General features: G+C 70.8%; 22 protein-coding genes. 7 read left to right on the top strand and 15 right to left on the bottom strand.

Annotation, left to right across the window (positions count from 1 at the left end):
• Positions 1–19 precede the first annotated feature (19 nt).
• On the top strand, positions 20–235 hold the full coding sequence (locus WBG79_RS04150) for a hypothetical protein (RefSeq protein WP_337355843.1): 216 nt from the start codon (positions 20–22) through the stop codon (positions 233–235).
• Between the two features lie 6 nt (positions 236–241).
• Here WBG79_RS04150 and WBG79_RS04145 read toward each other — a convergent pair whose 3' ends face one another.
• From WBG79_RS04145 to WBG79_RS04125, 5 genes are all read right to left on the bottom strand, one after another.
• Positions 242–3,649: an acyl-[ACP]--phospholipid O-acyltransferase gene (locus tag WBG79_RS04145; RefSeq protein WP_337355842.1), complete on the bottom strand. Its 3,408-nt coding sequence runs from the start codon at positions 3,647–3,649 to the stop codon at positions 242–244.
• Between the two features lie 154 nt (positions 3,650–3,803).
• Complete coding sequence (locus WBG79_RS04140) at positions 3,804–4,082, bottom strand: YiaA/YiaB family inner membrane protein (protein WP_337355841.1); 279 nt, start codon at positions 4,080–4,082, stop codon at positions 3,804–3,806.
• Between the two features lie 24 nt (positions 4,083–4,106).
• Positions 4,107–4,814 (bottom strand): PspA/IM30 family protein, encoded by a 708-nt coding sequence (locus WBG79_RS04135; protein WP_337355840.1) that lies wholly within the window; start codon positions 4,812–4,814, stop codon positions 4,107–4,109.
• Between the two features lie 132 nt (positions 4,815–4,946).
• Entirely contained in the window at positions 4,947–5,603 is a 657-nt protein-coding gene (locus WBG79_RS04130; protein ID WP_337355839.1) for an RraA family protein, read from the bottom strand.
• A gap of 101 nt (positions 5,604–5,704) precedes the next feature.
• Entirely contained in the window at positions 5,705–5,962 is a 258-nt protein-coding gene (locus WBG79_RS04125; RefSeq protein ID WP_337355838.1) for a DUF1127 domain-containing protein, read from the bottom strand.
• A 263-nt stretch (positions 5,963–6,225) separates the two neighbouring features.
• Here WBG79_RS04125 and WBG79_RS04120 point away from each other — a divergent pair, with 263 nt between their 5' ends.
• From WBG79_RS04120 to WBG79_RS04105, 4 genes are all read left to right on the top strand, one after another.
• Positions 6,226–6,816, top strand: coding sequence for a histidine phosphatase family protein (locus WBG79_RS04120; RefSeq protein WP_337355837.1), 591 nt, complete (start codon positions 6,226–6,228; stop codon positions 6,814–6,816).
• Between the two features lie 19 nt (positions 6,817–6,835).
• Complete coding sequence (locus tag WBG79_RS04115; protein ID WP_337355836.1) at positions 6,836–7,195, top strand: DUF6152 family protein; 360 nt, start codon at positions 6,836–6,838, stop codon at positions 7,193–7,195.
• A 9-nt stretch (positions 7,196–7,204) separates the two neighbouring features.
• The gene (locus WBG79_RS04110; protein WP_337355835.1) at positions 7,205–7,672 is read left to right on the top strand and encodes a hypothetical protein; all 468 of its coding nucleotides are present in this window, start codon (positions 7,205–7,207) and stop codon (positions 7,670–7,672) included.
• A 92-nt stretch (positions 7,673–7,764) separates the two neighbouring features.
• On the top strand, positions 7,765–8,952 hold the full coding sequence (locus WBG79_RS04105; protein ID WP_337355834.1) for a multidrug effflux MFS transporter: 1,188 nt from the start codon (positions 7,765–7,767) through the stop codon (positions 8,950–8,952).
• 10 nt (positions 8,953–8,962) lie between these two features.
• Here the strand turns inward: WBG79_RS04105 and WBG79_RS04100 are convergent, their stop codons facing one another.
• The 3 genes from WBG79_RS04100 to WBG79_RS04090 are packed head-to-tail and all read right to left on the bottom strand — an operon-like array spanning position 8,963 to position 14,232.
• Positions 8,963–11,260: a transglycosylase domain-containing protein gene (locus WBG79_RS04100; protein WP_337355833.1), complete on the bottom strand. Its 2,298-nt coding sequence runs from the start codon at positions 11,258–11,260 to the stop codon at positions 8,963–8,965.
• Between the two features lie 60 nt (positions 11,261–11,320).
• Entirely contained in the window at positions 11,321–12,325 is a 1,005-nt protein-coding gene (locus WBG79_RS04095; RefSeq protein WP_337355832.1) for an ABC transporter substrate-binding protein, read from the bottom strand.
• Positions 12,325–14,232, bottom strand: a complete 1,908-nt coding sequence (locus tag WBG79_RS04090; protein WP_337355831.1) for a putative bifunctional diguanylate cyclase/phosphodiesterase — start codon at positions 14,230–14,232, stop codon at positions 12,325–12,327. The genes WBG79_RS04095 and WBG79_RS04090 overlap by 1 nt, the downstream gene beginning before the upstream one ends.
• A 246-nt stretch (positions 14,233–14,478) precedes the next feature.
• On the opposite strand from WBG79_RS04090, the gene polA reads away from it, so the two are divergent.
• Positions 14,479–17,511: a DNA polymerase I gene (gene polA / locus WBG79_RS04085; RefSeq protein WP_337355830.1), complete on the top strand. Its 3,033-nt coding sequence runs from the start codon at positions 14,479–14,481 to the stop codon at positions 17,509–17,511.
• A 206-nt stretch (positions 17,512–17,717) separates the two neighbouring features.
• Positions 17,718–19,400 (top strand): methyl-accepting chemotaxis protein, encoded by a 1,683-nt coding sequence (locus WBG79_RS04080; RefSeq protein WP_337355829.1) that lies wholly within the window; start codon positions 17,718–17,720, stop codon positions 19,398–19,400.
• A 100-nt stretch (positions 19,401–19,500) separates the two neighbouring features.
• Here WBG79_RS04080 and WBG79_RS04075 read toward each other — a convergent pair whose 3' ends face one another.
• The 7 genes from WBG79_RS04075 to paaA all read right to left on the bottom strand — a co-directional run bounded on the left by WBG79_RS04075 (position 19,501) and on the right by paaA (position 24,827).
• Positions 19,501–20,238, bottom strand: coding sequence for a DUF3750 domain-containing protein (locus tag WBG79_RS04075; protein ID WP_337355828.1), 738 nt, complete (start codon positions 20,236–20,238; stop codon positions 19,501–19,503).
• A 277-nt stretch (positions 20,239–20,515) separates the two neighbouring features.
• Positions 20,516–20,716, bottom strand: coding sequence for a DUF1127 domain-containing protein (locus WBG79_RS04070; RefSeq protein WP_337355827.1), 201 nt, complete (start codon positions 20,714–20,716; stop codon positions 20,516–20,518).
• 279 nt (positions 20,717–20,995) lie between these two features.
• Positions 20,996–22,087: a 1,2-phenylacetyl-CoA epoxidase subunit PaaE gene (gene paaE / locus WBG79_RS04065; protein ID WP_337355826.1), complete on the bottom strand. Its 1,092-nt coding sequence runs from the start codon at positions 22,085–22,087 to the stop codon at positions 20,996–20,998.
• A gap of 10 nt (positions 22,088–22,097) precedes the next feature.
• Entirely contained in the window at positions 22,098–22,649 is a 552-nt protein-coding gene (paaD, locus tag WBG79_RS04060; RefSeq protein WP_337355825.1) for a 1,2-phenylacetyl-CoA epoxidase subunit PaaD, read from the bottom strand.
• A 14-nt stretch (positions 22,650–22,663) separates the two neighbouring features.
• On the bottom strand, positions 22,664–23,416 hold the full coding sequence (gene paaC, locus WBG79_RS04055; RefSeq protein ID WP_337355824.1) for a 1,2-phenylacetyl-CoA epoxidase subunit PaaC: 753 nt from the start codon (positions 23,414–23,416) through the stop codon (positions 22,664–22,666).
• Between the two features lie 83 nt (positions 23,417–23,499).
• Positions 23,500–23,787: a 1,2-phenylacetyl-CoA epoxidase subunit PaaB gene (gene paaB / locus WBG79_RS04050; protein ID WP_337355823.1), complete on the bottom strand. Its 288-nt coding sequence runs from the start codon at positions 23,785–23,787 to the stop codon at positions 23,500–23,502.
• 38 nt (positions 23,788–23,825) lie between these two features.
• On the bottom strand, positions 23,826–24,827 hold the full coding sequence (paaA, locus tag WBG79_RS04045; RefSeq protein WP_337355822.1) for a 1,2-phenylacetyl-CoA epoxidase subunit PaaA: 1,002 nt from the start codon (positions 24,825–24,827) through the stop codon (positions 23,826–23,828).
• Between the last annotated feature and the right edge of the window lie 124 nt (positions 24,828–24,951).

Genomic DNA, 24,951 nt, shown 5'->3' with positions numbered 1-24,951 from the left:
TCTTACCCGGAGTCCCCCCATGAGCCCCCTCTACGCCGTCGGCGAAACGGTCGTCTACAGCAACGACATGCTGCGCACCTCGATGGAGTGCAAGATCATCAGGGTCCTGCCCGAGGAGAACGACCTGCGCCGCTATCACGTGCGCGGGACGCACGAGGCCTTCGACCGCGCGGTCCCCGAGCATGCCCTGAAGCGGACCGCGGCGGGTGCCGCCCGCCGTGCCTTCAAGGCCTGACCACCGTCACGCCGCCGCCTCGGTGAGCGCGGCGCGCTCCCGCACCATCCGGGTCACCGCGACGAAATCCGTCTTGCCGGACCCGAGCAGCGGCAGCTTGTCGACGACCACGAACTCGGACGGGATCATCAGTTCCGAGGCACCCTTGGACTTGGCGTAGGCCTGGAACTCGGCGCGCCCGGCCTCCTTGCGGGTCGTCACCAAAACGAGGCGCTCCCCCTTCTTCGGATCGGGCACGGTCGCGACCGCCGAGAGCGTGTCGGGCCAGAGTTCGGCGGCGAGCGTCTCCACCGCGGCCAGGCTGATCATCTCCCCGCCGACCTTGGCGAAGCGCTTGGCACGGCCCTTGATGGCGACGTAGCCCTCGCGGTCGATGGCGACGATGTCGCCGGTGTCGTACCAGCCCTCGTGGGGCGGCTCGAGCACGCCCGGGTTCTCGACCCGGAGGTAGCCCAGCATGATGTTCGGTCCGCGGATCAGGAGCCGCCCGGCGCCCTCGACCCCCGGCACGGGCTCGAGCCTGTGCTCGAGGCCGGGCAGCAGGCGGCCGACCGTGCCGAAGCGATTGAACATCGGCGTGTTGATGGCGACCACCGGGGCGGCCTCGGTCACGCCGTAGCCCTCCAGGATGCGCAGGCCGAACTTCTCCATCCAGATCCGGCGGGTCGAGTCCTTCACCGGCTCCGCGCCGGCCACGACGTAGCGGATCGAGCGGAAGTCGTAGGGGTGGGCGGAGCGGGCGTAGCCGGCCAGGAAGGTGTCGGTGCCGAACAGGATCGTGGCGTTGGTGCCGTAGACCAGCTCCGGGACGATCCGGTAGTGCAGCGGCGAGGGGTAGAGGTAGACCGGCACCCCGGACACCAGCGGCAGGACCAGGCCGACCGTCAGGCCGAAGGAGTGGAAGAGCGGCAGCACGTTGAACACCTTGTCGGTGCGGCCGAAGTCGATGCGGGCGGCGGCCTGGGCGGCGTTCGCCAGCATGTTCCGGCTGGACAGGACGACGCCCTTCGGGGTCCCCTCCGAGCCCGAGGTGAAGAGGATCGCGGCAGGCTCGTCGGGGCGGCGGGCGGCGAGCGGCTCCTGCCAGCGCCACAGGCCGCGCAGGCGGTCCTGCAGGGTGACGGTCGGACGAACGTCCTCGAGCCAGACGATCCGGAGGCCGGCGGCCCCGATCGCGTCGGCGAGGGGCTGGAGGCGGCCCTTGTCGACGAAGGCGCGCGAGGTGACCACGGTCTCGACCCTGGCGGCGCGGCAGGCGGCGAGCACGTTGGTGACGCCGGCCGAGAAGTTGAGCATGGCGGGCACGCGCGCGGCCGACATGAGGCCGAGGACGACGACAGCGGTCGCGTTGGCGTTCGGCAGCAGGACGCCGACATTGGCGCCCTCGGGGGCGAAGGCCGTCAGCTTCTCGCCGAGCACGCGCGCGCCGGCCAGGAGCTTGCGGTAGGAGAGCGAGCCGGTCAGCGGGTCGTCGACGGCGACCCGGGCCTTGCCCTGGCGCGTGGCGGCCTCGACCACCGCGGCGAAGACCGTCCGATCGATGGAGGTGGTCCGGTAGACGAGGTCGGACATGACCTGGTAGAGCGCCGCGCCGGCGGCCTGGCGGCGGACCTTGCCCTTCAGCTCCGGCGCGACATCGAGCTTGACCGGCTCCAGGACGGTGACCACCACCTTGGGGAAGAGCTGGCGGCGGATCTGGTGGCGCTGTAGACGCGTGAAGGGGGTGCGCTCCAGGCCGTCGATGCGGACCGGGACCACCATGGCGTCCGCCTTGTCGGCGATCAGGCCGGCGCCGTCGTAGACCTTCATGAGCGAGCCGGTGACGGTCAGGCGGCCTTCGGGGAAGATGATCAGCGTGTCGCCGTTCTTGACCGCGTGGATCAGCGTGCGGGTCTGCATCGGCTTCGTCGGGTCGAGCGGCATCGCCTTTGTGATCTTCAGGAAGGGCTTCACCCACCAGCGCTGGGCGATGCCGGAATCGATGGCGAAGACCGGCTCCTGCTCGAGGAGCGAGAGGGCGAGGCCGGCGTCCAAGAAGCTCACGTGATTGAGCGCCACGATGGCGCGCGGGCCGGCCTTGGCGACGTTCTCCAGGCCGCGCACCTCCAGGCGGAAGATGGCGCGGTAGACGATCGACAGGAGGTCGCGGAAGGGGCTCGTCGGCAGGGTGCGGAAGATCAGGACGCCGGCCGCCAGGGTGGCGAGGCCGAGCAGCAGGAACATGCCGCCGACGCCGAGGCCGGCGGCCTGCAGGGCGGCGGTCACCACGGCACCGACGGTCATGAAGGCGGCGTTCAGCACGTTGTTGCCGGCGATGACGCGGGCGCGGCGGGTTTTTTCCGACCAGGCCTGCAGGGCCGCGAAGGCCGGGACGATGTAGAGCCCGCCCGCCACCGCGAGGCCGAAGAGGTCGACGGCGATGCGGATGCCCTTACCGGTCGCCAGGATCTCCATGGCGCCGCGGGCCGGCCCGGTCGCCGCCACGCCGGTCAGGGCGAAGCCGAGGTCGAGGGCGAACAGGCCCATCAGCACGGCGCCGATGGCGGTGGGCAGCAGCACGATGCGGTGGGCGGAGAGCCAGGAGGCGAGGCCGGAGCCGAGCGCGATGGCGATCGAGAAGATGGTGAGGAAGGCGGTGACGACGGATTCCGAGCCGCCGAGCGAGGTCTTCACCATGGGCGGCAGCAGGGACAGGACGACCGCACCGACGAGCCAGAACCAGCTCGAGGCGAGGCCGAGCCACCAGAGGCGGGCATCGGTCCGCAGGTCGCGCAGGAGCCCGAAGGTCGAGGCCAGGATGTTGCTCTGGATCTCCAGGTCCGGAGCCCCCTCGGCGGTCGGCGGGATCAGGCGCGCGGCGCCCCAGGAGAGGGCCGCGAAGACGAGCATGAGGCCGGAGAGAATCGCCGGGTCGCCGCCGTTGGCCGCGGCCAGGCCGGCGAGGATCGTGCCGGTCAGGATCGCGATGAAGGTGGCGCTCTCGATCAGGGCGTTGCCGGCGGGAAGCTCCGCCTCGGTGAGGTGGTCGGGCAGGATGCCGTATTTCACCGGCCCGAACAGGGCGGCGATGACGCCGAAGCCGGCGAGCGCGGCGAAGAGGACCGGGATCGAAGCGAGCGCGAAGCCGAGGACCGCGATGGCGGCGACGAACATCTCCAGGAACTTCAGCCGCTCGGCGACTCGCGCCTTGTCGAAACGGTCGGCGATCTCGCCGCCGAGGCCGGAGAGGAAGAAGAAGGGCGCGACCAGCACGCCGCCCGCGATGGCGACCAGCGCGGCGGAGTAGTTGGCCGACACGTGGTAGAGGATCAGGAACACCAGGGCGTTCTTGAGGAAATTGTCGTTCAGCGCCGAGAAGAACTGGCAGGCGAACAGGGGCGCGAAACGGCGCTCGGCGAGAAGGGAACGGGACATCGGGCGATCCTCCGGGGCGAACTCGCCCGCTCGGGGTACGGATAGGGTGCCTGGATCCGGCGCGCGATCAAGCTGAGCCGGAGGACGGAGCGATGACGCGGGACACGGAGATTACGCATCGCGCGTCACCAAGGGGTTTAGACGGCGGTATCGCTCACTTTCCGGTGTCGATGCGCATGAGAAGCTGCTCGGTCTTGGCATCCTCGATGCGGTTGAGGAGCTTCCGGCTCTCGTGGACATCCCGGACCGTCTTCGTCACCGTGATGGCGGACTGGATGAGCATCATCACGCCCATCAGCATGTAGCCCTTCACCCAGATCTCGAGGGGCAGGTAGAGGATGCCGCCGACCATCATGGCGACCGAGCCGATGAAGGAGGCGTAGGTGAAGCTCACCCAGGCGGAGGAGTGTTCGGCGGAGGCGGGATTGGACATGGGGCTGGCTCCCTTCGGGACCGGTCAGGACGGGAGATCGGAGGAGGCTTCGGCGGCGAGCCGGGCCTTCAGGCGGGCGAGGACGTCGGCACGGCCGGGGCGGACGGGCGGGCCGAAGCCGTTCTGCGCGAGGGTCTCGGCGACGCCGGCGGCGCGGGTCTCCGCGTCGAGGGCCGCAAGCGCGTCCTCGGCCGCCTCGGCCTCGCCCTGGGTGTCCTGAAGCCGCCGCAGGGTCGCCTCCGCGTCGGCGAGCGCCCCCTCGCCGGACGGCGCCGTTGCACCGGTGCCGAGGCGGCGGGCGGCGGCGCGGGCCCGGGCGATGCGCCGGCCGCGCTCCAGGGCGGCGAGGCGCCGTTCCCCCTCCAGCACGCGGCGGCGGATGCGGCCAATCTCGGCCGCGAAGGCCTCGCGCGCCTTCCGGCCGGCGTCGCGGTCGGCCTCGAGCTCGGCGATGGCCTCGGCGGCGTCGGAGGCGAGGTCCTCGCGGCCGGCGGCGAGCGCGGCGAGCGCCCGCGTCTCCAGGTCGGCCAGACAGGCGAGGACGGTCTCGAGGCGCTTCGCCTCGGCGGCGTCCTGGGCGGTCGCCAGCGCGTAGGCCCGTCGCGCCGCCTCGATGCCGGCGGCGGCCTCGCGGATCTGCTGGTCCAGGAGCGGCAGGGCATGGCGGTCCCGCACCTCCTCCTCGGCAGCCGCGGCCATGCCGCGGACGAGGGTCTGAAACACCTTCAACATGGGCGATCTCCTTCATGAACAATGTTCACAACAGGATCCTAACCCGGTAATGAACGTCGTTCAAGGCCTATTTTGAACGTCGTTCATTGTTGAGGCTCATGGTTTACGGCCGGTGGGGGCCCTCCCCCCGCCTCAGAGGACGCCGTGGCGCCGGAACACGTGGGCGAGGAGGTCCCCCCGTTCCAGTTCGGCCCGGGTGGTGTTCTCAGCCGAGACCTTGTCGAGGGCGCGGGCTATCGCCTCCCCGGCGATGTCGGCGGGGATCACGACCAGGCCATCGACGTCGCCGAACACGAGGTCGCCGGAGCGGACGCGGACACCGCCGCAGACGATCGGGCGGTCCATCTCGACCATGCGGGCGCGGCCCTTGCTGTCGAGCGGCCCGATGCCGCCGTGGAACACGGGGAAGCGCAAGGCGCGGATCTGGCGGAGGTCGCGGACGAGGCCGTCCGTGACGCAGCCGACGGCGCCGCGGGCCCTGGACGCGGTGGTGAGGAGTTCGCCCCAGGGGGCGATCCGGTCGGTCGGCCCGCCGCAGGCGAGCACCGGGACCTCGCCGGGCTTCAGGTCGTCGACGAGGGCGATCTCGAGTTCGTAGGGGTTCTCGCCGGGCTCGACCGAGTAGGTGGTCGCGTAGAGGCCCGTGCGGGCGCGGCCGAAGAGCACGAGGCTCTCGTCGGCGGGGCGCACGAAGGGCTTCATGGCCTGGTCGCGGTAGCCGAGGTCGTCGAGGACGTCGGAGAGCACGGCCGTGTAAAGGGTGGCGGCGAGCGCGGGGTCGGGCTGCATGGGGATCTCCTCCCCGGCCCGGCGGGAGCGATCCTCCCGGGGTCTTGGCGCCCGTGGGGCCGGCCGCGCCAGGATAGCGCGGCCGATCCGATTCGGCGCCGTCAGGCGCGCCGGGTGCGGCGCTCCAGGATCGTGCTGGCGTCCTCGTCCCAGGGGGTCGCGAGCGCGGCATCGATGTCGCGGCGGGTGAGGCCGAGGTCCATCAGCAGGTGGTCGTCGAGGTCGAGCAGGGCCTTGACCCGGCGGCGGTTCGACGAGACGCGCCGGATCTTGGCCAGTCCGGCGACGACGCGGCCGAAGAAGCCGGCGGCGGGAGCGGACGCGAAGGGGGCGGAGGTCGTGGTCAGGGCCGGGCTCATGGTATTTTCCTTTCTCGATTGGATGCTCGATCCGCCGCCGACGTCCTTGGCATCGGCGCTCGGGTCCACCTGGTGAACGGCCGGGTTGTAGCGGGGCCGCGTGACCGGCCGATTGCTTCCGCCAAGGATCGCGTTTCGCCGGGCGGGAGCCTCCGAAACATTTCGGATGGACGGCGCCCGGCATGGCGGGCACGCGGACGTGAAGGCCCGGGGGCTGGCGGGCGGGGCCCCGGATGCTAGCTTCTCCCGGGATGGACAGGTTCATGTCAGGCGCAAGGGGGATCACCCGGCGGGCGGTGCTCGGCGCGGGCGGCGCGGCGGTGCTGGCCGCGGGCGCGGCGGTGCGCGCGGCGGAGGACGGGCTCGCGGCCTTCGCGCGCGGCGGCCGGGTGCTGCTCATGCGGCACGCCCTGGCGCCGGGGGTCGGCGACCCGCCGGGGTTCCGGCTCGAGGACTGCGGCACCCAGCGCAATCTGAGCGAGGCCGGCCGGGCGCAGGCGCGACGGCTCGGCGAGCGCCTCCGCGCCGCCGGCGTGGCGCGGGCCCGGGTGCTGACCAGCCGCTGGTGCCGGGCCCGGGACACCGCCGCCCTCCTGGGGCTGGGGACGCCGGAGCCGTTCGAACCGCTCGATTCCTTTTTCGCCGAACCCGGCCGCCGCGCATCCTCCACGGACCGGCTCGGCGCGTTCCTGGCCGGTCTTCCGCGCGACGGCGGGCCGATCGTGCTGGTGACCCATCAGGTGAACATCACGGCGCTGACGGGGCGGGTGCCGGAGTCCGGGGAGGCGCTGGTGCTGCGTCTCGACGGCACGGCCTCGCCGCCCGTCGAGGCGCGGGTGACGACCGAGTTCTGACCCTCAGGGAGGTTTCGACATGAAGACGCTGACGCGGGCGGTGTTCCTCGGGCTCTCGGGCGTGGGCCTCGCGATCGGGGGCGCGCAGGCCCATCACGGCTGGGGCAGCTACGACGCTGCCAAGAAGTTCACCATCACGGCGCCCGTCGAGCACGTGGACTGGCAGAACCCGCATGTGCACCTGATGGTGAAACATGAGAGTGCCACCTGGGAGGCGACGCTCGCGCCCATCTTCCGGATGGAGGCGCGCGGGCTCTCGCCGGAGATGCTGAAGGCGGGCACGACGGTGTCGGTCGAAGGCTACCCGTCGACCCGGACCGAACGCGAGATGCGGGCGGAGCGCATCACGGTCGGCGGCAAGACCTTCGAGTTGCGCTGAGGCCCGCCGATGGTCGCGGCCCTCCTCGCCGATCTCGAGGCGTCCGGCCTCGGCCAGATGGCACGCTCGTCGCGCTGGCTCTACCCGGCGGCGAACCTCCTGCACGTGCTGGGGGCGGCGCTGCTGGTCGGCGGCATGGCGGTGCTGGACATCCTGCTCATCCGCGGGCGGGCCGAGGCGGCGGACGCGGTGGGGCGGGTCGCGATCCCGCTCGCGGTCCTCGGCATCGTCCTGCAGGTCACGACCGGCGTGGTGCTCCTGGCGGCCGAGGCGACCGCGGTCGGGCGGAACCCGGCCTTCCTGGCGAAGCTCGGCCTGATCCTCGTGGGGCTCGCCAACGTGGCGGCCTACCATGCCTGGCGGCGGCGGACCTACGCGCATCGCGCGGGCCCCGCGCGGCTCCGGCTGCACGGCGGGCTGTCGCTCGCGGTCTGGGTCGCCGTGCTGCTGGCCGGCCGCGCCATCGCGTATCTCTGAGGGGCTCCCCTGCGCGCGCCCGGCTTGCCATCCCGGGTCCGCTCGCCCATGGTCCGCCCGCTTTCCCCAGAGGCGGCCGGCGGACGAGAGCCTTGTTCAAGCCCAACACCCTCGCGCTCACGGCCCTGCTCGGGCTTCTCACGTCGCTCGGGCCGATGTCGACCGACATGTATCTGCCGTCGCTGCCGGCGATCGGGCGGGTGCTCGGGGCCGACACCCCGGCGGTGCAGCTCACCCTGTCGATCTTCCTCGTCGGCTTCGCGACCGGGCAGATCTTCTACGGCCCGGTCTCGGACCGACTGAACCGCAAGACGGTACTCGCCGCCGGGCTTCTCCTCTTCATCGTCGGCTCGGCGCTGTGCGCCGCGGCCTGGTCGATCGAGACACTGATCGCGGCGCGCTTCATCCAGGCGATCGGGGCCGCGGGGCCGGTGGTGCTCGCGCGCGCGGTGGTGCGCGACCTCTACGAGGGGAACCGGGCCGGGCAGGAGCTGTCCCGCATGGGCACGATCATGGGCATCGTGCCGGCCGTCGCCCCCGTGATCGGCGCGGGGCTCGAAGTCGCGTTCGGGTGGCGGGCGACCTTCATGGGGGCGGTCCTGTTCGGGGCGGCGGCCTTCGTGCTGGTGATGCGGCGACTTCCCGAGACCCTGCCGCGCCGGCTGGAGGACCCGCTCTCCATCGGCAACATCCTGCGCGGCTACCGGGGGCTGCTCGCCGAGCGATACTTCCGCCTCCACGCCGCGCTGGTGTCGGCCACCTACGGCGGCCTCTTCGCCTTCATCTCGGGCTCCTCTTTCGTGCTGCAGGAGCATTACGGCGTCGGCACCGTGGCGTACGGGGTCGCGTTCGGAAGTTGCGCGCTCGCCTATATGGGCGGCACGGTGCTCGGGCGGCGGCTCGTCGTGCGGATCGGCATGCGGCGGGCGATCGCGGCCGGGGCGGGGCTCCTCGCCGCCGGCGGGGTCACCATCGCGCTCGCCCAGGTGGTCGGGCCGCGGCACGCGCTCGAGGTGGTCCTGCCCATGATGGTCTACATGGTCGGCCTCGGCGTCGCCTTCCCGCTCTCGCAAGCGGCGGCGCTGATGCCCTATCCGGACCGGGCCGGCTCGGCCTCATCCCTCATCGGCTTCCTGCAGATGAGCTTCGGAGCCCTCGTCGGCATCGCGGTCGGCGCGGGCGTGTCCCGCTCGCCCTGGGCGCTCGCCGGGGCGGTCTGCGTGATGGGCCTCGCGGCGCTGGCGGCGGACCGGATGATCGCCGGCAAGGGGATCCGCTAGGCTCGCCGCCTCACCCGCCGAACAGGCGCTTCAGGAAGCCGTCGACGCCGCCGGCCGGGGCCGGCTGGGGTTGCGGGCGGAGCGCCTGGGGCGGGATCGGGCCGGGGAGCGGCTGGGCATAGGCGGCGGAGCTCGGCGGCTGGGCGGACTGGACGGTGCCGGTCGCCACCGGATCGGGCCGGCGCCAGGTGCCGGGGATCTCGACCACCGGCTTGCCGCGATGGGCCTCGACCATGTAGCGCTGCCAGACGGTCGCCGCGATGGAGCCGCCGGTCGCCTTGTTGGTCGGCGAGCCGTCGTCGTTGCCGAGCCAGACGCCGGTCGTCAGCATGCCGGTGTAGCCGATGAACCAGGCGTCCCGGAAATCCTGGCTGGTGCCGGTCTTGCCGCCGGCCGGCCAGCCGCCGATCTGGGCCTTTTTCGCCGTCCCGGAGATCAGCGTTTCGGCCAGCATGACGTTCATGGCGGCGAGCGGGCCGGGGTCGATGACGCGGCCGGGGCCGGTGCCGCGGCGCTCGTACAGGACCTTGCCGTCGGAGGTGATGCGGCGGATCACGTGGGGCACGACGCCGAAGCCGCCGTTCGAGAAGGGCACGTAGGCGCCGGTGATCTCGAGCGGCGTCACCTCGTAGGAGCCGAGCGCGATGGCGGCGGTGGCCTGCAGGGGCGAGGTGATGCCCAGGCGTTCGGCGGTCGACACGACCTTGCGGGGGCCGACCTCGACGGCGAGCTTGACCGCGATCGTGTTGATCGACTGGGCGAGCGCGTCGCGCAGCGTCATCGCCCCCTTGTAGCCCTTCTCGTAGTTCTTCGGGCTCCAGCCCTTGAAGGTGACCGGCTCGTCGACCCGGACGGTGTCGGGTCCGAGGCCGGATTCCACCGCGGCGAGGTACACGAAGGGCTTGAAGGAGGAGCCGGGCTGGCGGCGGGCCGTGACGGCGCGGTTGTACTGGCTCTTCTCGTAGTCGACGCCGCCGACGAGCGCGCGGACGGCCCCGGAGGGGTCGATGGAGACGAGCGCGCCCTGGCTGACGTCCTTCGCGTCTCCGTACTGGGCGAGCCCGCCCTGCAGGGCGGCCTCGGCGAGGAGCTGCAGGTTGGGGTCGATGGTGGTCTCCACGACGATGTCGTGGTCGATCGAGCCGACGAAGGCGGGCAGCAGGTCCATGACCCAGTCGGCGACATAGTTCTCGCTGCCGGTGTTCGGGCGGGCGAAGATGGTCTGCGGGGCCTTGAGGGCCGCCTCGCGCTCCTTCTGGGTCAGGAAGCCGGCCGCCACCATGCTGGCGAGCACGGTCTCGGCGCGGGCGCGGGCGAGGTCCGGGTTGCGCGAGGGGGCGTAGCGGGACGGGGCCTTCAGGAGCCCGGCCAGCATGGCGGCCTCCATGACGGTCACCTCGCGGGCGGGCTTGCCGAAGTAGCGGCGCGCCGCGGCGTCGACCCCGTAGGCGCCGGCGCCCATGTAGACCCGGTTCAGGTACATCTCGAGGATCTCGTCCTTCGAGTATTCCTTCTCGAGCCAGAGCGACAGGATCACCTCCTGGACCTTGCGGCCGAAGGTGCGGTCGGGCGTGAGGAAGAGGTTCTTGGCGAGCTGCTGGGTCAGGGTGGAGCCGCCCTGGGCGACGCCGCGCGAGGTGGCGTTGACGACGACCGCGCGGGCAAGGCCCCAGGGGTCGAGGCCCCAGTGGGAATAGAAGCGCCGGTCCTCGATCGCCATCACGGCGCCGGGGAGGTAGGCGGGCAGGTCCTTGAGCTTCACGGCCTCGCCGCCGGTGTCGCCGCGGTTGCCGATCAGGCTGCCTTCGAGCGAGACGATGCGGACGTTGGGCGGGCGCTTCGGCACGGCCCATTCGGTGGTGGGCGGCAGCCGCGAGCCGTAGTAGGCGATCACGCCGCCGACCGCGACGAGGCTCCAGATGCCGAGGACGACGCCCCAGTAGACGAGGCTGCCGACAAAGCCGCGTCGGCGGCGGCCCGGACGTCCGCTCCCGCCGGAGCCTCCGCCCGCGCCCCGGCGCGGCGGGGGCGCCTCGCCGGTCCCGTCCGACGAGCGGCCGCGCCCCGGAGTGCGGGGACGCGACGGCCGGCCGTCCTCGCGGCGGGCGACGATGTCGGTGTCGAAGGCCGAGAGCGTCGGCTCCTGGCGGCCATGGCCGGCGTCCCGGGGCGGGCGCCGGCGGGCCGGGCCCGGCCTCGTGGACGACGGCCGGTCCTCGGGCGACAGATGCAGGTCGAGCCGGTCCGGCTCGTAGGGCGGATCGTCGAAGACAGGTTCGGACGTCCGTTCGATCCGCCTCGCGCCCATCCGCCGTCCCCGTCCGCCGATGTCCCTCGTGGGGGCCGGATGAACGGTAAGTGGGGCGAATTAAGGGACGGTTAAGGATGCCTTCTTCGGGCTGGCCGGGTCCGCCGTGTCCGGTCCTGCGCGCGGGGAAGGGTTGGGCCCGGCATGAATGTCGCTCGGGATGAGGACCCACTTCGGATAGTCGCGCCGGCCGGCGAGATAGCCGAGGACGACGTCGAAGATGTAGGCGCCGATCTCCGCCTTGAGCTCGACCGTGGCGTTGAGGTGGCCGAGCGCCATGGCGCGGAACGCCTCGGTGACCGCGTCCACCGAGACCGTCAGGGGTGCGCGGCCCGGCTCCAGGCCTTGCGCCCGCATCGCCTCGATGGCGCCGATCATCATGTCGTCGTTGTGGGCGAAGACCGCGCAGAGATTGCGGGTGAGGCCGGCGGCGATCATCTTCTCCATCACGGCCTTGCCGCCCTCGCGGGTGAAGTTGCCGGTCTGCGAGGCGACGATCTTCATGCCGGGGAACTGGGCGAGCACGGATTCGAAGCCGCGCTTGCGCTCGAGCGCGGGGGCGGAGCCGGGAGTGCCCTGCAGTTCCAGCACGGTGCAGCGGCCGCGGCTCGCCTGCGCCAGCCAGGCGCCGGCGAGCTTGCCCTCCAGGTTGAAGTTGGCCGCGATGCGGGCCACGAAGAGCGACGGATCGGATTCCACCGCCCGGTCGGCGATGAAGACCGGGATGCCGGCGGCCTTGGCCTCGGCCAGTACCGCGTCCCAGCCGGTGACGACCACGGGCGCGATGACGATGGCATCGACCCTGGCGGCGATGAACTCCCGCACCGTCGCCACCTGGCGCTCGGCGCTCTGACGGGCATCGGCCAGGATCAGCGTGACGCGGCGCTTCTCGGCCTCGCGGACCATGTCCTTCGAGAAGGTGGTACGCCACTCGCTCTCCGACCCGACCTGGGCGAACCCGATCGTCTGGGCGGTGGCGGCCGGGGCGCCGGTCAGGACGGCGGCGGCCAGGGCGGCGGCAGCGACCGCGGCCCGCCGCAGCCGGCGTCTATGGGGGACGGGCATCAGGCTCTCCTCTTCATGTCGACGATTTCTCCTCTGGCCTCGTGCAGCGCCAGCTCGCGGATCCGCTGGCCCGGGCCCGGACGGCCGAGGTGGTAGCCCTGGCCCTCGTTGCAGCCCCAGGCCCGAAGGAGCTCGGCCTGATGGGCGTTCTCGATCCCCTCGGCGTTCGTGCGCATGCGCATCCCGGCGCAGAGATCGAGCACCGCGCGGACGATGGCGATCGATGTCGGATCGGTCTCGATCTGGCTGACGAACATCCGGTCGATCTTGACCTTGTCGAAGCGGAATCGGCGCAGGTAGCCGAGGCTCGAGTAGCCGGTCCCGAAGTCGTCCATGGCGATGCGGACGCCGAGCCGGCGCAGGCGGTCGAGCGTGGCGAGGGTTTCGCGCGTGTCGCGGAGGATGAGGCCCTCGGTCAGTTCCAGTTCGAGGCGCTGTGGCGTGAGGCCCGACTCCGCCAGCGCAGCCTCCACGCTCTCGACGAAGCTCTCGCCCCGGAACTGGGCCGGGGACACGTTGACGGCGATCCCGATCCGCTCGGGCCAGCGGGCGGCCTCGCAGCAGGCGTCCAACAGCACCGTGGCGCCCAGTTCGCGGATGAGGCCGAGATCCTCGGCGAGCGGGATGAAGCGGTCGGGCGGCACCGGGCCGTGGCCGCGCCGGTTCCAGCGCAACAGGGCCTCGGCGCCGGTCAGAGCGCCTGTCGCCAGGTCGAACAGGGGCTGGTAGCTCAGCTGGAGCTCCCGTTCCGCGATGGCGACCGCCAGGTCGGCCTTGAGGGCGCGCTCGGCCGCGATCTCGGCATGCATGCCCGGGTCGAAGATCCGGTACGTGCCCCGCCCGGCTCCCTTGGCCTCATAGAGGGCCACGTCGGCGTTCATGAGCATGTCGCTCGCGCTGTACGGCCGCCCCGGTTCGCTGACGCTCACCCCGATGCTCAGGCCCGTGTCCACCCACATCTGCGCGCTGACCTGGACGGGCCGGCTCACCAGGCCGATCAGGCGCTCGCAGAGGTCGCGGACGACGTCCGGAGACGCCGCCGCCGGCAGGAGGATGGCGAACTCGTCACCGCCGAGCCGCGCGAGGACGTCGGTGTACCCGACCGATTCGCGCAGGCGCCCGGCGATCGTCTTGAGGAGGTCGTCGCCCGTCGCGTGGCCGAAGGTGTCGTTGACGTCCTTGAAGTGATCGAGGTCGACGTAGAGGACCGCCACGGACGTGGTCCCCCGCGCGGCCTCGGCAAGCGCGGCCTCCAGCTCGTCCTGCAGAACAGATCGGTTCGGCAGCCCGGTCAGGACGTCATGCACCGCCAGGTAGGCCGCACGCTCGACGGCTTCGTCCAGCATGCGGAGGGGCACGAGGCGGAGGCCGACGAGAACCACCAGGCCGAGAAGGAACGAGCCCGAGGCGACGAAGGCGGTCGCCTCGATCGTTCCCTGCAGCGAGCGCGTGACCTCGATCCGGCCGAGGCCGTTCGAAAAGGACGCCGAGGCAGAGACGGATGGCCACGGCGTCGGGATCGCCGCCCCAATCTCGAGGAGCACGCGACCCTCGCTGTCGAAGCAGCGCAGGCGAAGGTCCTTGTGGAGGTGCGCATCCGGCCCGATGGCCTGGACGCCGGCGACCAGCGGCCCGCCCGCGAGGGCGTTCCAGAAGTCCGGATTCTGCGACGCCTCGACGGCGGCCTCGCCGGCGTGAAGCCGGGCATCGATCTCCAGTTCTCCGGCCAGCCGGCCGTAGGCCGCGTAGGCGTAAGCGAGCGGAAGGCTCAGGGCGATCAGAATGGCCGAGAAGGCGGCAAGGGCCGTGACGATGCGGGTGACGGCGAGCCGCCGATCGCCCGCGAGCGCGCCCCGGACGGGCCGCCTGCGATCCTCACTCCGCCGAGTATCCTGGGATCGCGACATGCGGGAGCCCGTCCCTGAGTTACATGTCGCCATTAGAACGGGCAGTTCTGTACTTTCGGTTTACATGGTCTGGAATTCCAACTTCGCCCCTCTATGCTTTTCAACTTTGATTTTTTCCCGAAATTACGTACATGATCAAGCGTCGTTCGACGATTTTCATTGACTGCCTCTACGGAAATTCGTGCAGCTCGCGAACTCGCCTGTTCCGGGTTCCAATCCTGGCTCGGCGGCCTATGATCGCCCGCCATGACCGACACCGCCTCCGCCTCCGCCCTGCCCAAGGCCCTCCGGAACGGCGCCGAGCCTTGCGCCGTCAAGGCCGGCGACCATGTCTTCCTGGTCGACGGCTCCTCCTACATCTTCCGCGCCTACCACGCCTTGCCGCCGCTGACGCGCAAGTCCGACGGCTTGCCGATCGGCGCCGTCTCGGGCTTCTGCAACATGCTCTGGCGGCTCCTGCGGGAGGCGGAGAAGACCGAGGTCGGGGTGAAGCCGACCCACATCGCGGTGGTGTTCGACGCCTCGGCGGTGACATTCCGCAACGCCCTCTACGACCAGTACAAGGCGCAGCGGCCGGAGCCGCCGGAGGACCTGCGGCCGCAGTTCGGCCTGATCCGGCAGGCCGTGGAGGCCTTCAACGTCGCCTCCATCGAGCAGCTCGGCTACGAGGCCGACGACCTGATCGCGACCTACACGAAGCAGGCGGTCGCGTGCGGGGCGGACGTGACGATCGTGGCCTCCGACAAGGACCTGATGCAGCTCGTCGGCGACCGGGTCACCATGTACGACACCATGAAGGAGAAGCGGATCGGCCGCGCCGAGGTGATCGAGAAGTTCGGCGTGCCCCCCGAGAAGGTGATCGACGTGCAGTCGCTGGCGGGCGACTCGGTCGACAACGTGCCGGGCGTGCCGGGCATCGGCATCAAGACGGCGGCGCAGCTCATCGAGGAATACGGCGACCTGGAGACGCTGCTCGCCCGGGCGGGCGAGATCAAGCAGCCGAAACGGCGCGAGGCCCTCGTCAACAACGCCGACAAGGCCCGCATCTCCAAGACCCTCGTCACCCTCGACGGCGCCGTGCCGCTCGACCATCCGATCGAGGACCTGGCGGTCGCGGCCGTCAACGGGCAGAAGCTGATCGCCTTCCTGAAGGCGATGGAGTTCACCACGCTGACCCGCCGGGTGGCCGAGGCGACCGGCTGCGAGCCGGCCGGCATCGCGCCCGCCGAAGTGCGGATCCGCTTCTGGCCGCCGGGCGCGCCGGAGGCTCCCGCCGGCGAAAGCAGCCCCGTGCCCGAGGCGGCACCCGGAGAGACGCCGGCGGTGCCGATCGCGCTCCATGCGGTGACCGACGTGGAACCGAAGCCGCCGGGCGGGCCGACGCCGCTCGGCCTCGCGGCGGAGCGCGCGGCGGAGGGCAACAGGGGCCAGTTCGACACGTCGCGCTACGACTGCGTGCTGTCGCTGGACGGGCTGAAGGCCTGGGTCGCGCGGGCGCGCGAGGCGGGCGTCGTTGCGGTCGACACGGAGACGAACTCGCTCGACGCCATGCGGGCCGACCTCGTCGGCTTCTCGCTGGCGGTTGCGCCCGGGGAGGCCTGCTACGTGCCGCTCCTGCACCGGGCGGGCGGCGCCGGGCTCTTCGACGACGGCCTCGTGGCCGGCCAGATCCCGACCGGCGAGGCGATCGCCGTGATCGCGCCGCTGATGGCGGACCGGTCGGTGCTGAAGGTGGCGCAGAACCTGAAGTTCGACGCCATGGTGCTGGAGCGGCACGGCGCGCCGGTCGTCGGCGCCGACGACACGATGCTGATCTCCTACGTGCTCGACGCGGGCAAGAACGGGCACGGCATGGACGAGTGCGCCGAGCGGCTCCTCGGCCACAAGACGATCGCCTACAAGGACGTGACCGGGACCGGCAAGAACCAGGTCACCTTCGACCTCGTCCCCCTCGACCGGGCGACCGCCTATGCGGCCGAGGACGCGGACGTGACGCTGCGGCTCTGGCGCTGCCTGAAGCCGCGGCTCGTCGCCGAGGGCATGACGACCGTCTACGAGACGCTGGAGCGGCCGCTCGTCGACGTCCTGAAGCGGATGGAGATGCGCGGCATCTCGATCGACCGGCAGATGCTGTCGCGGCTCTCCGGCGACTTCGCGCAGGGCATGGCGCGGCTCGAGGCGGAGATCCACGACCTCGCCGGGGAGCGGTTCAACCTCGGCTCGCCGAAGCAGCTCGGCGACATCCTTTTCGGCAAGATGGGGCTGCCGGGGGCCAAGAAGACGCCGACCGGCGCCTGGGCGACGGGAGCGGACGTGCTCGAGGACCTGGCCGGCCAGGGGGTGGAGCTCGCCCGCAAGATCCTGGACTGGCGGCAGATCTCCAAGCTGAAGTCGACCTACACGGACGCGCTGCCGGGCTTCGTGAACCCGGAGACCAAGCGGGTGCACACCTGTTTCGCGCTCGCCTCGACGACGACCGGGCGGCTCTCCTCATCGGAGCCCAACCTGCAGAACATCCCGATCCGCACCGAGGAGGGGCGCAAGATCCGCAAGGCCTTCGTGGCCGCGCCGGGGACGCAGCTCGTCTCCGCCGACTACAGCCAGATCGAGCTCCGGATCCTCGCCCATATCGCCGACATCCCGGCCCTGAAGCGCGCCTTCGCGGACGGGGTCGACATCCACGCCCTGACGGCCTCCGAGATGTTCGGCGTGCCGGTCGCCGGCATGGACCCGATGGTGCGGCGGCGCGCCAAGGCGATCAACTTCGGCATCATCTACGGGATCTCGGCCTTCGGCCTCGCCAACCAGCTCGGCATCGGGCGCGAGGAGGCGGGAGCCTATATCCGCAAGTATTTCGAGCGCTTCCCCGGCATCCGCGACTACATGGAGGCCACCAAGGCGGCGTGCCGGCGCGACGGCTACGTGACGACCATCTTCGGCCGGCGGGCGCACTATCCGGAGATCAACGCCAAGAACCCGTCCGTGCGCGCCTTCAACGAGCGGGCCTCGATCAACGCCCCGATCCAGGGCTCCGCCGCCGACATCATCCGGCGCGCCATGATCCGCATCGAGCCCGCCCTCGCCAAGGCCCGCCTCAACGCGCAGATGCTGCTCCAGGTGCACGACGAACTCATCTTCGAGGTGCCGGAGAGTGAGATCGACGCGACCCTGCCGGTCATCCGGCGCGTGATGGAGGACGCCCCCCACCCGGCGGTGACGCTCGGCGTGCCATTGCAGGTGGATGCGAGGGCGGCTCAGAATTGGGACGAGGCACATTGACCGCCGGATGCGATTATTGATTCAAACATAGAAATTTCATTCAATCTTAAGTAGTTGTACCGATCCTTGTTCCGTTAGGGAATGCTCTGCGCAGGTTGCGGGAGCGACCCTCTCGTCAGCACCCGTCGGCAGTTGTGAGAGACGGTACGGATCGAAGCGGGTCCCGGATCCGTAAGGTCAGCACTCCGGAAAAAAGGCTTCGAACGATGAAATCCATCTCCGTCCGCGCTGGTTTGCTGCTCGGCGCCATCCTCAGCGTCGGCCTCAGCCTTGCTGTCGGCGTCGTTTCGACCACCAGTCTCGATCGCGTGAACGGCGGCGCCGAGACCCTTTACGACGACATACTGCCCGGCATGCAGGAGGCCGAGGAGATGAATGTCGCGCTCGGCGATCTCAGAATCGCGGGCCTGGAGTTCGTCCTGGCGGCGTCGGACCAGGCGCGACTTGAGAAGAGGAAGGATATGGATGCCGCCCGCACCGCCTTCACCGAATGGTCCGGCAAATACGCCAAGCACATGGCGCCAGGGGCGGAGACTTCCCAGTTGAACCAGATCGTCGCGGGGTTCCGGTGGTATGATGAACTCACCCAGAAGATGATCGGCCTTGTCAACACGGGCAAGATCGAAGATGCGCGCACCTTGGTCCTCGGCGAAATGGACGAGGCCTACGCACCGGTGGGCACCCTTCTGGACGAGCTCATGGACCGGAACAACCAGGATGCCGACGCCGTCAATGCCGCCAACGACGCCACCTTCGATCGCTCCTGGTGGCTGGTCGTCGGCGGAACCGGCTTCATGACCCTTATCGCAGTCCTGCAGGGACTGTTCGCCGTGTTCCGCGTCAGCGGCCCGATCCGTCGCATCACGACGGCCATGTCGAAAGTCGCCGGTGGAGACTACCGGACCGAGATCCCATTCAAAAGCCAGACGAACGAACTCGGCCATCTCGCCCAGGCCCTGGCGGTCTTCGCGGACGGCCTGGCCGAGGTCGAGCGCATGCGGGCAGAGAAGGCGGACCAGGATCGTGTGGTCCAGGCCCGGATCGTATCGGAGCGCAACCGCCTCGCCGACACGTTCCAGTCCACCATGGGCAGCCTCGCCGAGCGCTTCAACAAGTCCTCCGGCGAGGTCGCGCTTGCGGCCCGCAACCTCTCGGCCACGGCTGAAGAGACCTCTCGACAGGCACAGGCCGTTTCGGGCGCTGCCGAGGAGGCGTCGACCAACGTGCAGACCGTTGCCGCCGGCGCCGAGGAGCTGTCGGCCTCGATCCGGGAAATCACCGTGCAGGTGAACAGGTCGGCCGCGATCGCCGGCAGCGCCGCGAACGAAGCCACCGAGACCGCAGCGAACGTGCGGGCGCTGACCGAGGCGGCAGTCCGCATAGGCGACGTCATCAATCTCATTCGGGACATCGCGGGGCAGACGAACCTGCTCGCCCTGAACGCAACCATCGAGGCCGCGCGAGCCGGCGAGGCCGGGCGAGGCTTCGCGGTGGTCGCGTCCGAGGTGAAGCAGCTCGCGGCCCAGACCGCGAAGGCCACCGACGACATCGCCTCCAAGATCGGGGAGATCCAGTCTGCGACGGAGCAGACCGTCGGCGCCATCAATCGCATCGTGACGACGATCAACACCATCCAGGAGGTCGCGTCGACCATCGCGGCCGCGGTCGAGGAGCAGGGAGCGGCCACCGGAGAGATCGCGGCGAACACGCAACGTGCGGCCACCGGCGCGGCCGGGGTCACGGGCAACATCACCGGGGTCGGCCAGTCCGCCGAGATGACCGGAGCAGCCTCGACCCAGCTGATGGATCTGTCCTCGAACCTTCAGACCCAGTCCGTCGAGCTGCAGCAGCAGGTTTCCGAGTTCGTCAAGAACCTCAGAGCGGCCTGACTGTCAGTCGCTTGCTCGTGTCGAGGGGTTCCGGGCCGCACCCGGGCACGGGGCATGGGTGCGCCGCCTCGGGCCGGCGGGTCGAAGGTTCGAGTGGAGATCACATCCCCACTCTTCCGAACCCCGGCAACTTGATCGCCGGGCGCCTCACGTCCAGCCCTGCGACGGCCCCCAGCACATTGAGCTCCAGGCCCTCGACCCAGCCGACCGTCAGGCCGAGGTAGCCGGCCAGCGTCAGGCGGAGGCCGGTGTTCGAGGGGGACGGGCCGATCCAGCGGCCGTCGTGGGGAAAGTCCTTGCCGATGGCGGTCGGCGGCAGGGCGGTCCGGATCTCCGGGACGGCGGCCATCACGGAGGCCACGAAGGTATTGGAGTTGGGGCCGGGCCAGACGCGGTAGTCGCCGGCCTTGCCGTACTCGTAGGCGGCGACGGCCGCGCGCATCCTCGGGATGAGCGCCTCGGCCCCGGCGCCGTCGGCGGCGAACACCACCTCCGGGTCGTGGCCGAACCAGCGGCCGTCGGGAGCGTAGCCGTTGCGGCGGATGGGCGTGCCCCAGCCGACCTTGTCGTAGCGCTCCCAGCGACCGCCGGCGTCCTTCAGCACGATCCAGGTGTGGACCGCGAAGATGCCGCGCCAGCGGCCGGTGCGGGCCGCGAAGATGCGGACCGCCGCCGGGGCATCGGCGGTGGCGGGGGGAAGCGTGCCGGTGCTCGACCAGTCGGCCGCGCGCCAGTCGCCCGCCCAGCCCCGGTGCCAGGTCCAGAGCGCGTGCGCGGCCAGGGGCAGGAGGAAGAGAAGGACGAAGCCGAGAAGGAGTTTCTTGACGAGGAACAGCATGGCGGTCCGACAACGAAGGAGCCCCTTCGGACCGCAGGAAGCGAGCAACTCCATGGCGAAACGCCCCGATCACGCCATTGTGTCGGCGTGGCCAGGGCGTCCGCGCGTGTCTCTCGTACCCGGCTCACGAAGTCTCGACCCCTTGCACGGCCTTCGTCTCTGTCGTGCCCGGGCTTGTCCCGGGCATCCAGGATGGGCGCTCGGTCCGCGTGGCTTGGATTGCCGTGACAAGCCCGTCAATGACAGATCGAAAGGTCGGGACTTCGTGGGACCGGTCTCAGTAGTAGCGGCCCTTCATGGCCATCTCGATCTCGCTGCGCGAGATGCCCATGTCGGACAGCATCCGGTCGTCGAGCTCCATCAGGCGCTTCATGTCGGCGCGGTCGCGCCGGGCCTTGCCCAGGCGGGCGGCGATGCCGGAGAGGCGGGTGGCGATCGTGGACCGGGTCGGGCCCGAGGTCATCGTGGTGGCGGACATGGTGGTCTCCTCGTCTTGGTCTCTGGCGGCCGGCCCGCACGCCGACGCCGCTTGGGATGAGCGAGGAATAAGACTTTGGTCGCGAACCGAGGCTGAAGCGGTCGTTCAGCGAGCGTTCAGCCCGCCGGGGCGGGGCCGCGGATCCCAAGGAAAAGCTCGGCGGCGGGCCGGCGGAGGCCGAAAAAGAAAAGGCCCGCCGGCAGGCCGGCGGATGGAAAAGAAAGGCCCGCCGGCGGGCCGGCGGGCCAGGGAAACAGCGTTGGACCGCGACCACGTCGCCTACATGGCGTCGTAGTCCACGACGAGCTTGGCGGTGGTCGGGTGCGACTGGCAAGTCAGGACGAACCCTGCCTCCAGCTCCCAGGGCTCCAGTGACCAGTTGGCGTCCATCTCGACCGCGCCCTCCAGCACCTTGGCGCGGCAGGTGCAGCACATGCCGCCCTTGCAGCTGTAGGGCGCCTCCAGGCCGGCGCGGCGGGCGGCGTCGATGACGGTCTCTCCTTGCGCGATCGGCACCTGGTAGCGGCGGCCGTCGAGGCGGATCTCGGCGGTGGCCGCCACCGGGGCGGCGGCCTCGGCGGAGCCGTCGTGGGCGGAGACGCGGGTCGCCACGGGCCGGGCATCGGCCGCCGGGGTGAAGAGCTCGACATGGATGCGCTCATGCGGGATGCCGAGCGCCTCCAGGCAGGCGCGCGCCTCCTCGACGAGCCCCTGCGGGCCGCACAGGAAGGCGTGGTCGATGCCCGCGAAGGGGCAGGCACGCTCGACGATGGTGGAGAGCTTCGCCGCATCGATGCGGCCGGCGAGGAGCGCGACGTCGGCGCTCTCGCGGGACAGCACATGGAAGACGGTCAGCCGGTCGAGATGGCGGTCCTTCAGGTCCTCGATCTCGGTCAGGTAGAGGATGTCGGCGGCGGTGCGGTTGCCGTCGACCAGGATGAAGCGGCTCTTCGGCTCGCGGGCGAGGATCGACTTCATCAGCGACAGGACGGGCGTGATGCCCGAGCCGGCCGCGACCGCCAGGTAGGTGCGCTCGGCTTCCGCGTCGAGCGGGACCGTGAAGCGGCCGGAGGGCGTCATCACCTCGAGGCGGTCGCCGGGCCTGAGATCGCCGCAGGCGAAGCCCGAGAAGCGGCCGCTGTCGACCTTCTTGACCGCGACCCGGATCTCGCCGTCGTCGAGGCCGGAGGAGATCGAGTAGGAGCGGCGGATGTCCTCGCCGCCGATGTCGGCGCGGAGCGTCAGGTACTGGCCGGGGGCGAACCGATACTCGTCCTTCAGCTCGGCCGGCACGTCGAACACGATCGAGACCGCGTCCCGGGTCTCCGGCCGGACATCCTTGACGGTGAGCGTATGGAAGCGCGGGGTCATGGGCGGGACCTCAGATGCACTTGAAGTAGTCGAAGGGCTCGCGGCAGGCGCGGCAGCGGTAGAGGGCCTTGCAGGCGGTCGAGCCGAACTCCGAGATCCGCTCGGTGTCCGGGGAGCCGCATTTCGGGCAGGCCACCGCGGTCTCGCCGAAGAGGGCGCGGCGGCCGGTCCGGGCGCGGCCGACCGGCGGGGCGATGCCGTAGCGGCGGAGCTCGTCGCGGCCGCGCTCGGTCATCAGGTCGGTCGACCAGGCGGGGGTCAGGACGCTGACGACGCGGGCGTCCGGGAAGCCGGCCCGGTCGAGCGCGACCGCGATGTCGACCGCGATCATGTTCATGGCCGGGCAGCCCGAATAGGTCGGCGTGATGGTGACCTCGACCCGGCCGGCCGGGTCGAAGCGGACATCGCGCAGGACCCCCAGGTCTTCGATGGAGAGGACCGGGATCTCGGGATCGCAGACGGTCGCGGCGGCGGCGCGGGCGCGGGCGAGGCGGTCGGCCTCGGTCTCCGGCGGGCCGGCGGGCGCCGGGGCGACGGAGAGGGGGGCGGAGGACGGCTGCATGGGCCCCTCCCCGGTCACCAGGTCGCGCCGGGATGGGCGCGGGCGAGCGACTGCATGACGGCCAGCATGTGGCCGAGATGCTCGGTGTGCAGGCCGCGGCGGCCGCCGGTCTGCATCCAGCCGTCGCGCGGGCGATCGAGGCCGGCCTCGGCGAGCGCCTCGCCGACCGTGGCGGACCATTCGTCCCGAAGCCGCTCGCGGTCGACCGCGACCCCGGCCTCGACGAGCGCGCGCTCGGGGCCATCCATCTCGAACATCTCGCCGGTCCAGGGCCAGAGCTCGTCGAGGGCGGCGATCATGCGGACACGGCTCTCGTCGGTGCCGTCGCCGAGGCGGACGGTCCACTCGGCGGCGTGGCGGAGGTGGTAGGCGACCTCCTTCTCGGCCTTCGCGGCGATGGCCGCCAGGGTGGCGTCCCGCGAGCCGGTCAGCGCGGTCCAGAAGGGCAGCATGAAGGCCGACACGAGGAGCTGGCGGGCGATCGTGAAGGCGAAGTCGCCGTTCGGGAGCTCGTTGAGGAGCAGGTTGCCGAACTCGGCCTCGCCGCGGAAGTAGGCGAGGTCGTCCTCGGTCCGGCCGCGGCCTTCGGCCTCGCCGGCATAGGTGTAGAGCGCGCGGGCCTGGCCGATCAGGTCGAGGGCGATGTTGGCGAGCGCCATCTCCTCCTCGAGCGTCGGGGCGCGGGAGGTCCATTCGGAGAGCCGATGGCCGAGCACGAGCGCGTCGTCGGCGAGGCGGAGCGTGTAGGCGACGATCGGGGTCGACATGGGTCGTGGTCCTGTCGCGAAGGGGTCGGGGCGACGGTCGAGGAGGCGCCCGCGGACGCGAGGAACGGGCGGGCGGCCGCCGGTCACATGTGGCCGACTTCGTCGGGGATCTCGTAGAAGGTCGGGTGGCGGTAGACCTTCGTGGCCGTCGGCTCGAACAGCATGTCCTTGTCGGACGGGTCGGAGGCGACGATGGCGCTCGAGGGCACGACCCAGATGGAGAGCCCCTCCCCGCGCCGGGTGTAGACGTCCCGGGCGGCGATCAGGGCCATCTCGGCGTCGGCGGCGTGGATCGAGCCGCAATGCTGGTGGGCGAGCCCGTTGCGGCTGCGGATGAAGACTTCCCAGAGCGGCATCTTCTTCTCGGTCATGGCGTTCCTCCCGGCCGCCGCGGCGGCCCTCGTCCGTCTCACTCGGCGGCGACCCGGTAGGCTTCGGCGGCGCGGGCGCGGCGCTTCTCCGCATACGCGAGGGCGGCCTCGCGCACCCAGGCGCCGTCCGCCTCGGCCTTGCGCTTGGCGGCCATGCGCTGGCGATTGCAGGGGCCGTCGCCGGCCACGACGCGGGTGAACTCGCTCCAATCGATCGGCCCGTGTTCCCAATGGCCCGTGGCCTCGTTGAAGGTCAGATCCGGATCCGGGAAGGTCAGGCCGAGGAAGTGGCCCTGCGGGACGGTCGCGTCGATGAACTTCTGACGCAGCTCGTCATTGGTGAAGCGCTTGATCTTCCAGGCCATGGTCTGGGCCGAATGGACCGATTCCTTGTCGGAGGGGCCGAACATCATCAGGCTCGGCCACCACCAGCGGTTCAGGGCGTCCTGCGCCATGGCCTTCTGCTCCGGGGTGCCCCGGCAGAGGCTAAGCATCAGCTCGTAGCCCTGGCGCTGATGGAAGCTCTCCTCCTTGCAGATGCGGATCATCGCGCGGGCATAGGGCCCGTAGGAGCAGCGGCAGAGCGGGATCTGGTTCATGATCGCGGCGCCGTCGACGAGCCAGCCGATCGCGCCCATGTCGGCCCAGGTCAGGGTCGGGTAGTTGAAGATCGAGGAATACTTGGCCTTGCCGGCCAGGAGCTGGTCGACGAGTTCCTCGCGGCTGACCCCGAGCGTCTCGGCGGCGGCGTAGAGGTACATGCCGTGGCCGCCCTCGTCCTGGACCTTGGCGAGCAGCGCGGCCTTGCGGCGGAGCGAGGGGGCGCGGGTGATCCAGTTGCCCTCCGGCTGCATGCCGATGATCTCGGAATGGGCGTGCTGGGAGATCTGGCGGACGAGCGTCCTGCGGTAGCCTTCCGGCATCCAGTCGTTCGGCTCGATCTTCGCCTCGGCGTCGATGCGCGCCTGGAAGCGGGCCTCCCGCTCGGCATCGCCGGCCGGGACATGGGTGTCGAGGGCGTTCAGCGCCTGGGTGTACATCGGGCGTCCTCCTCGGGGGGCCCCTCGCGGGCCCGGCCGCCTTCCGTCCGGCGGTCGATGGAAAAAGTATATGTCACGAAAATTTAGATTTCAAGCGATTTTCTGTAACACGTTGGGCGGAGGC

This window comes from Prosthecomicrobium sp. N25, assembly GCF_037203705.1.
Taxonomy (GTDB): Bacteria; Pseudomonadota; Alphaproteobacteria; order Rhizobiales; family Ancalomicrobiaceae; genus Prosthecodimorpha.
This window is presented reverse-complemented; position numbering and strand designations above follow the sequence as displayed.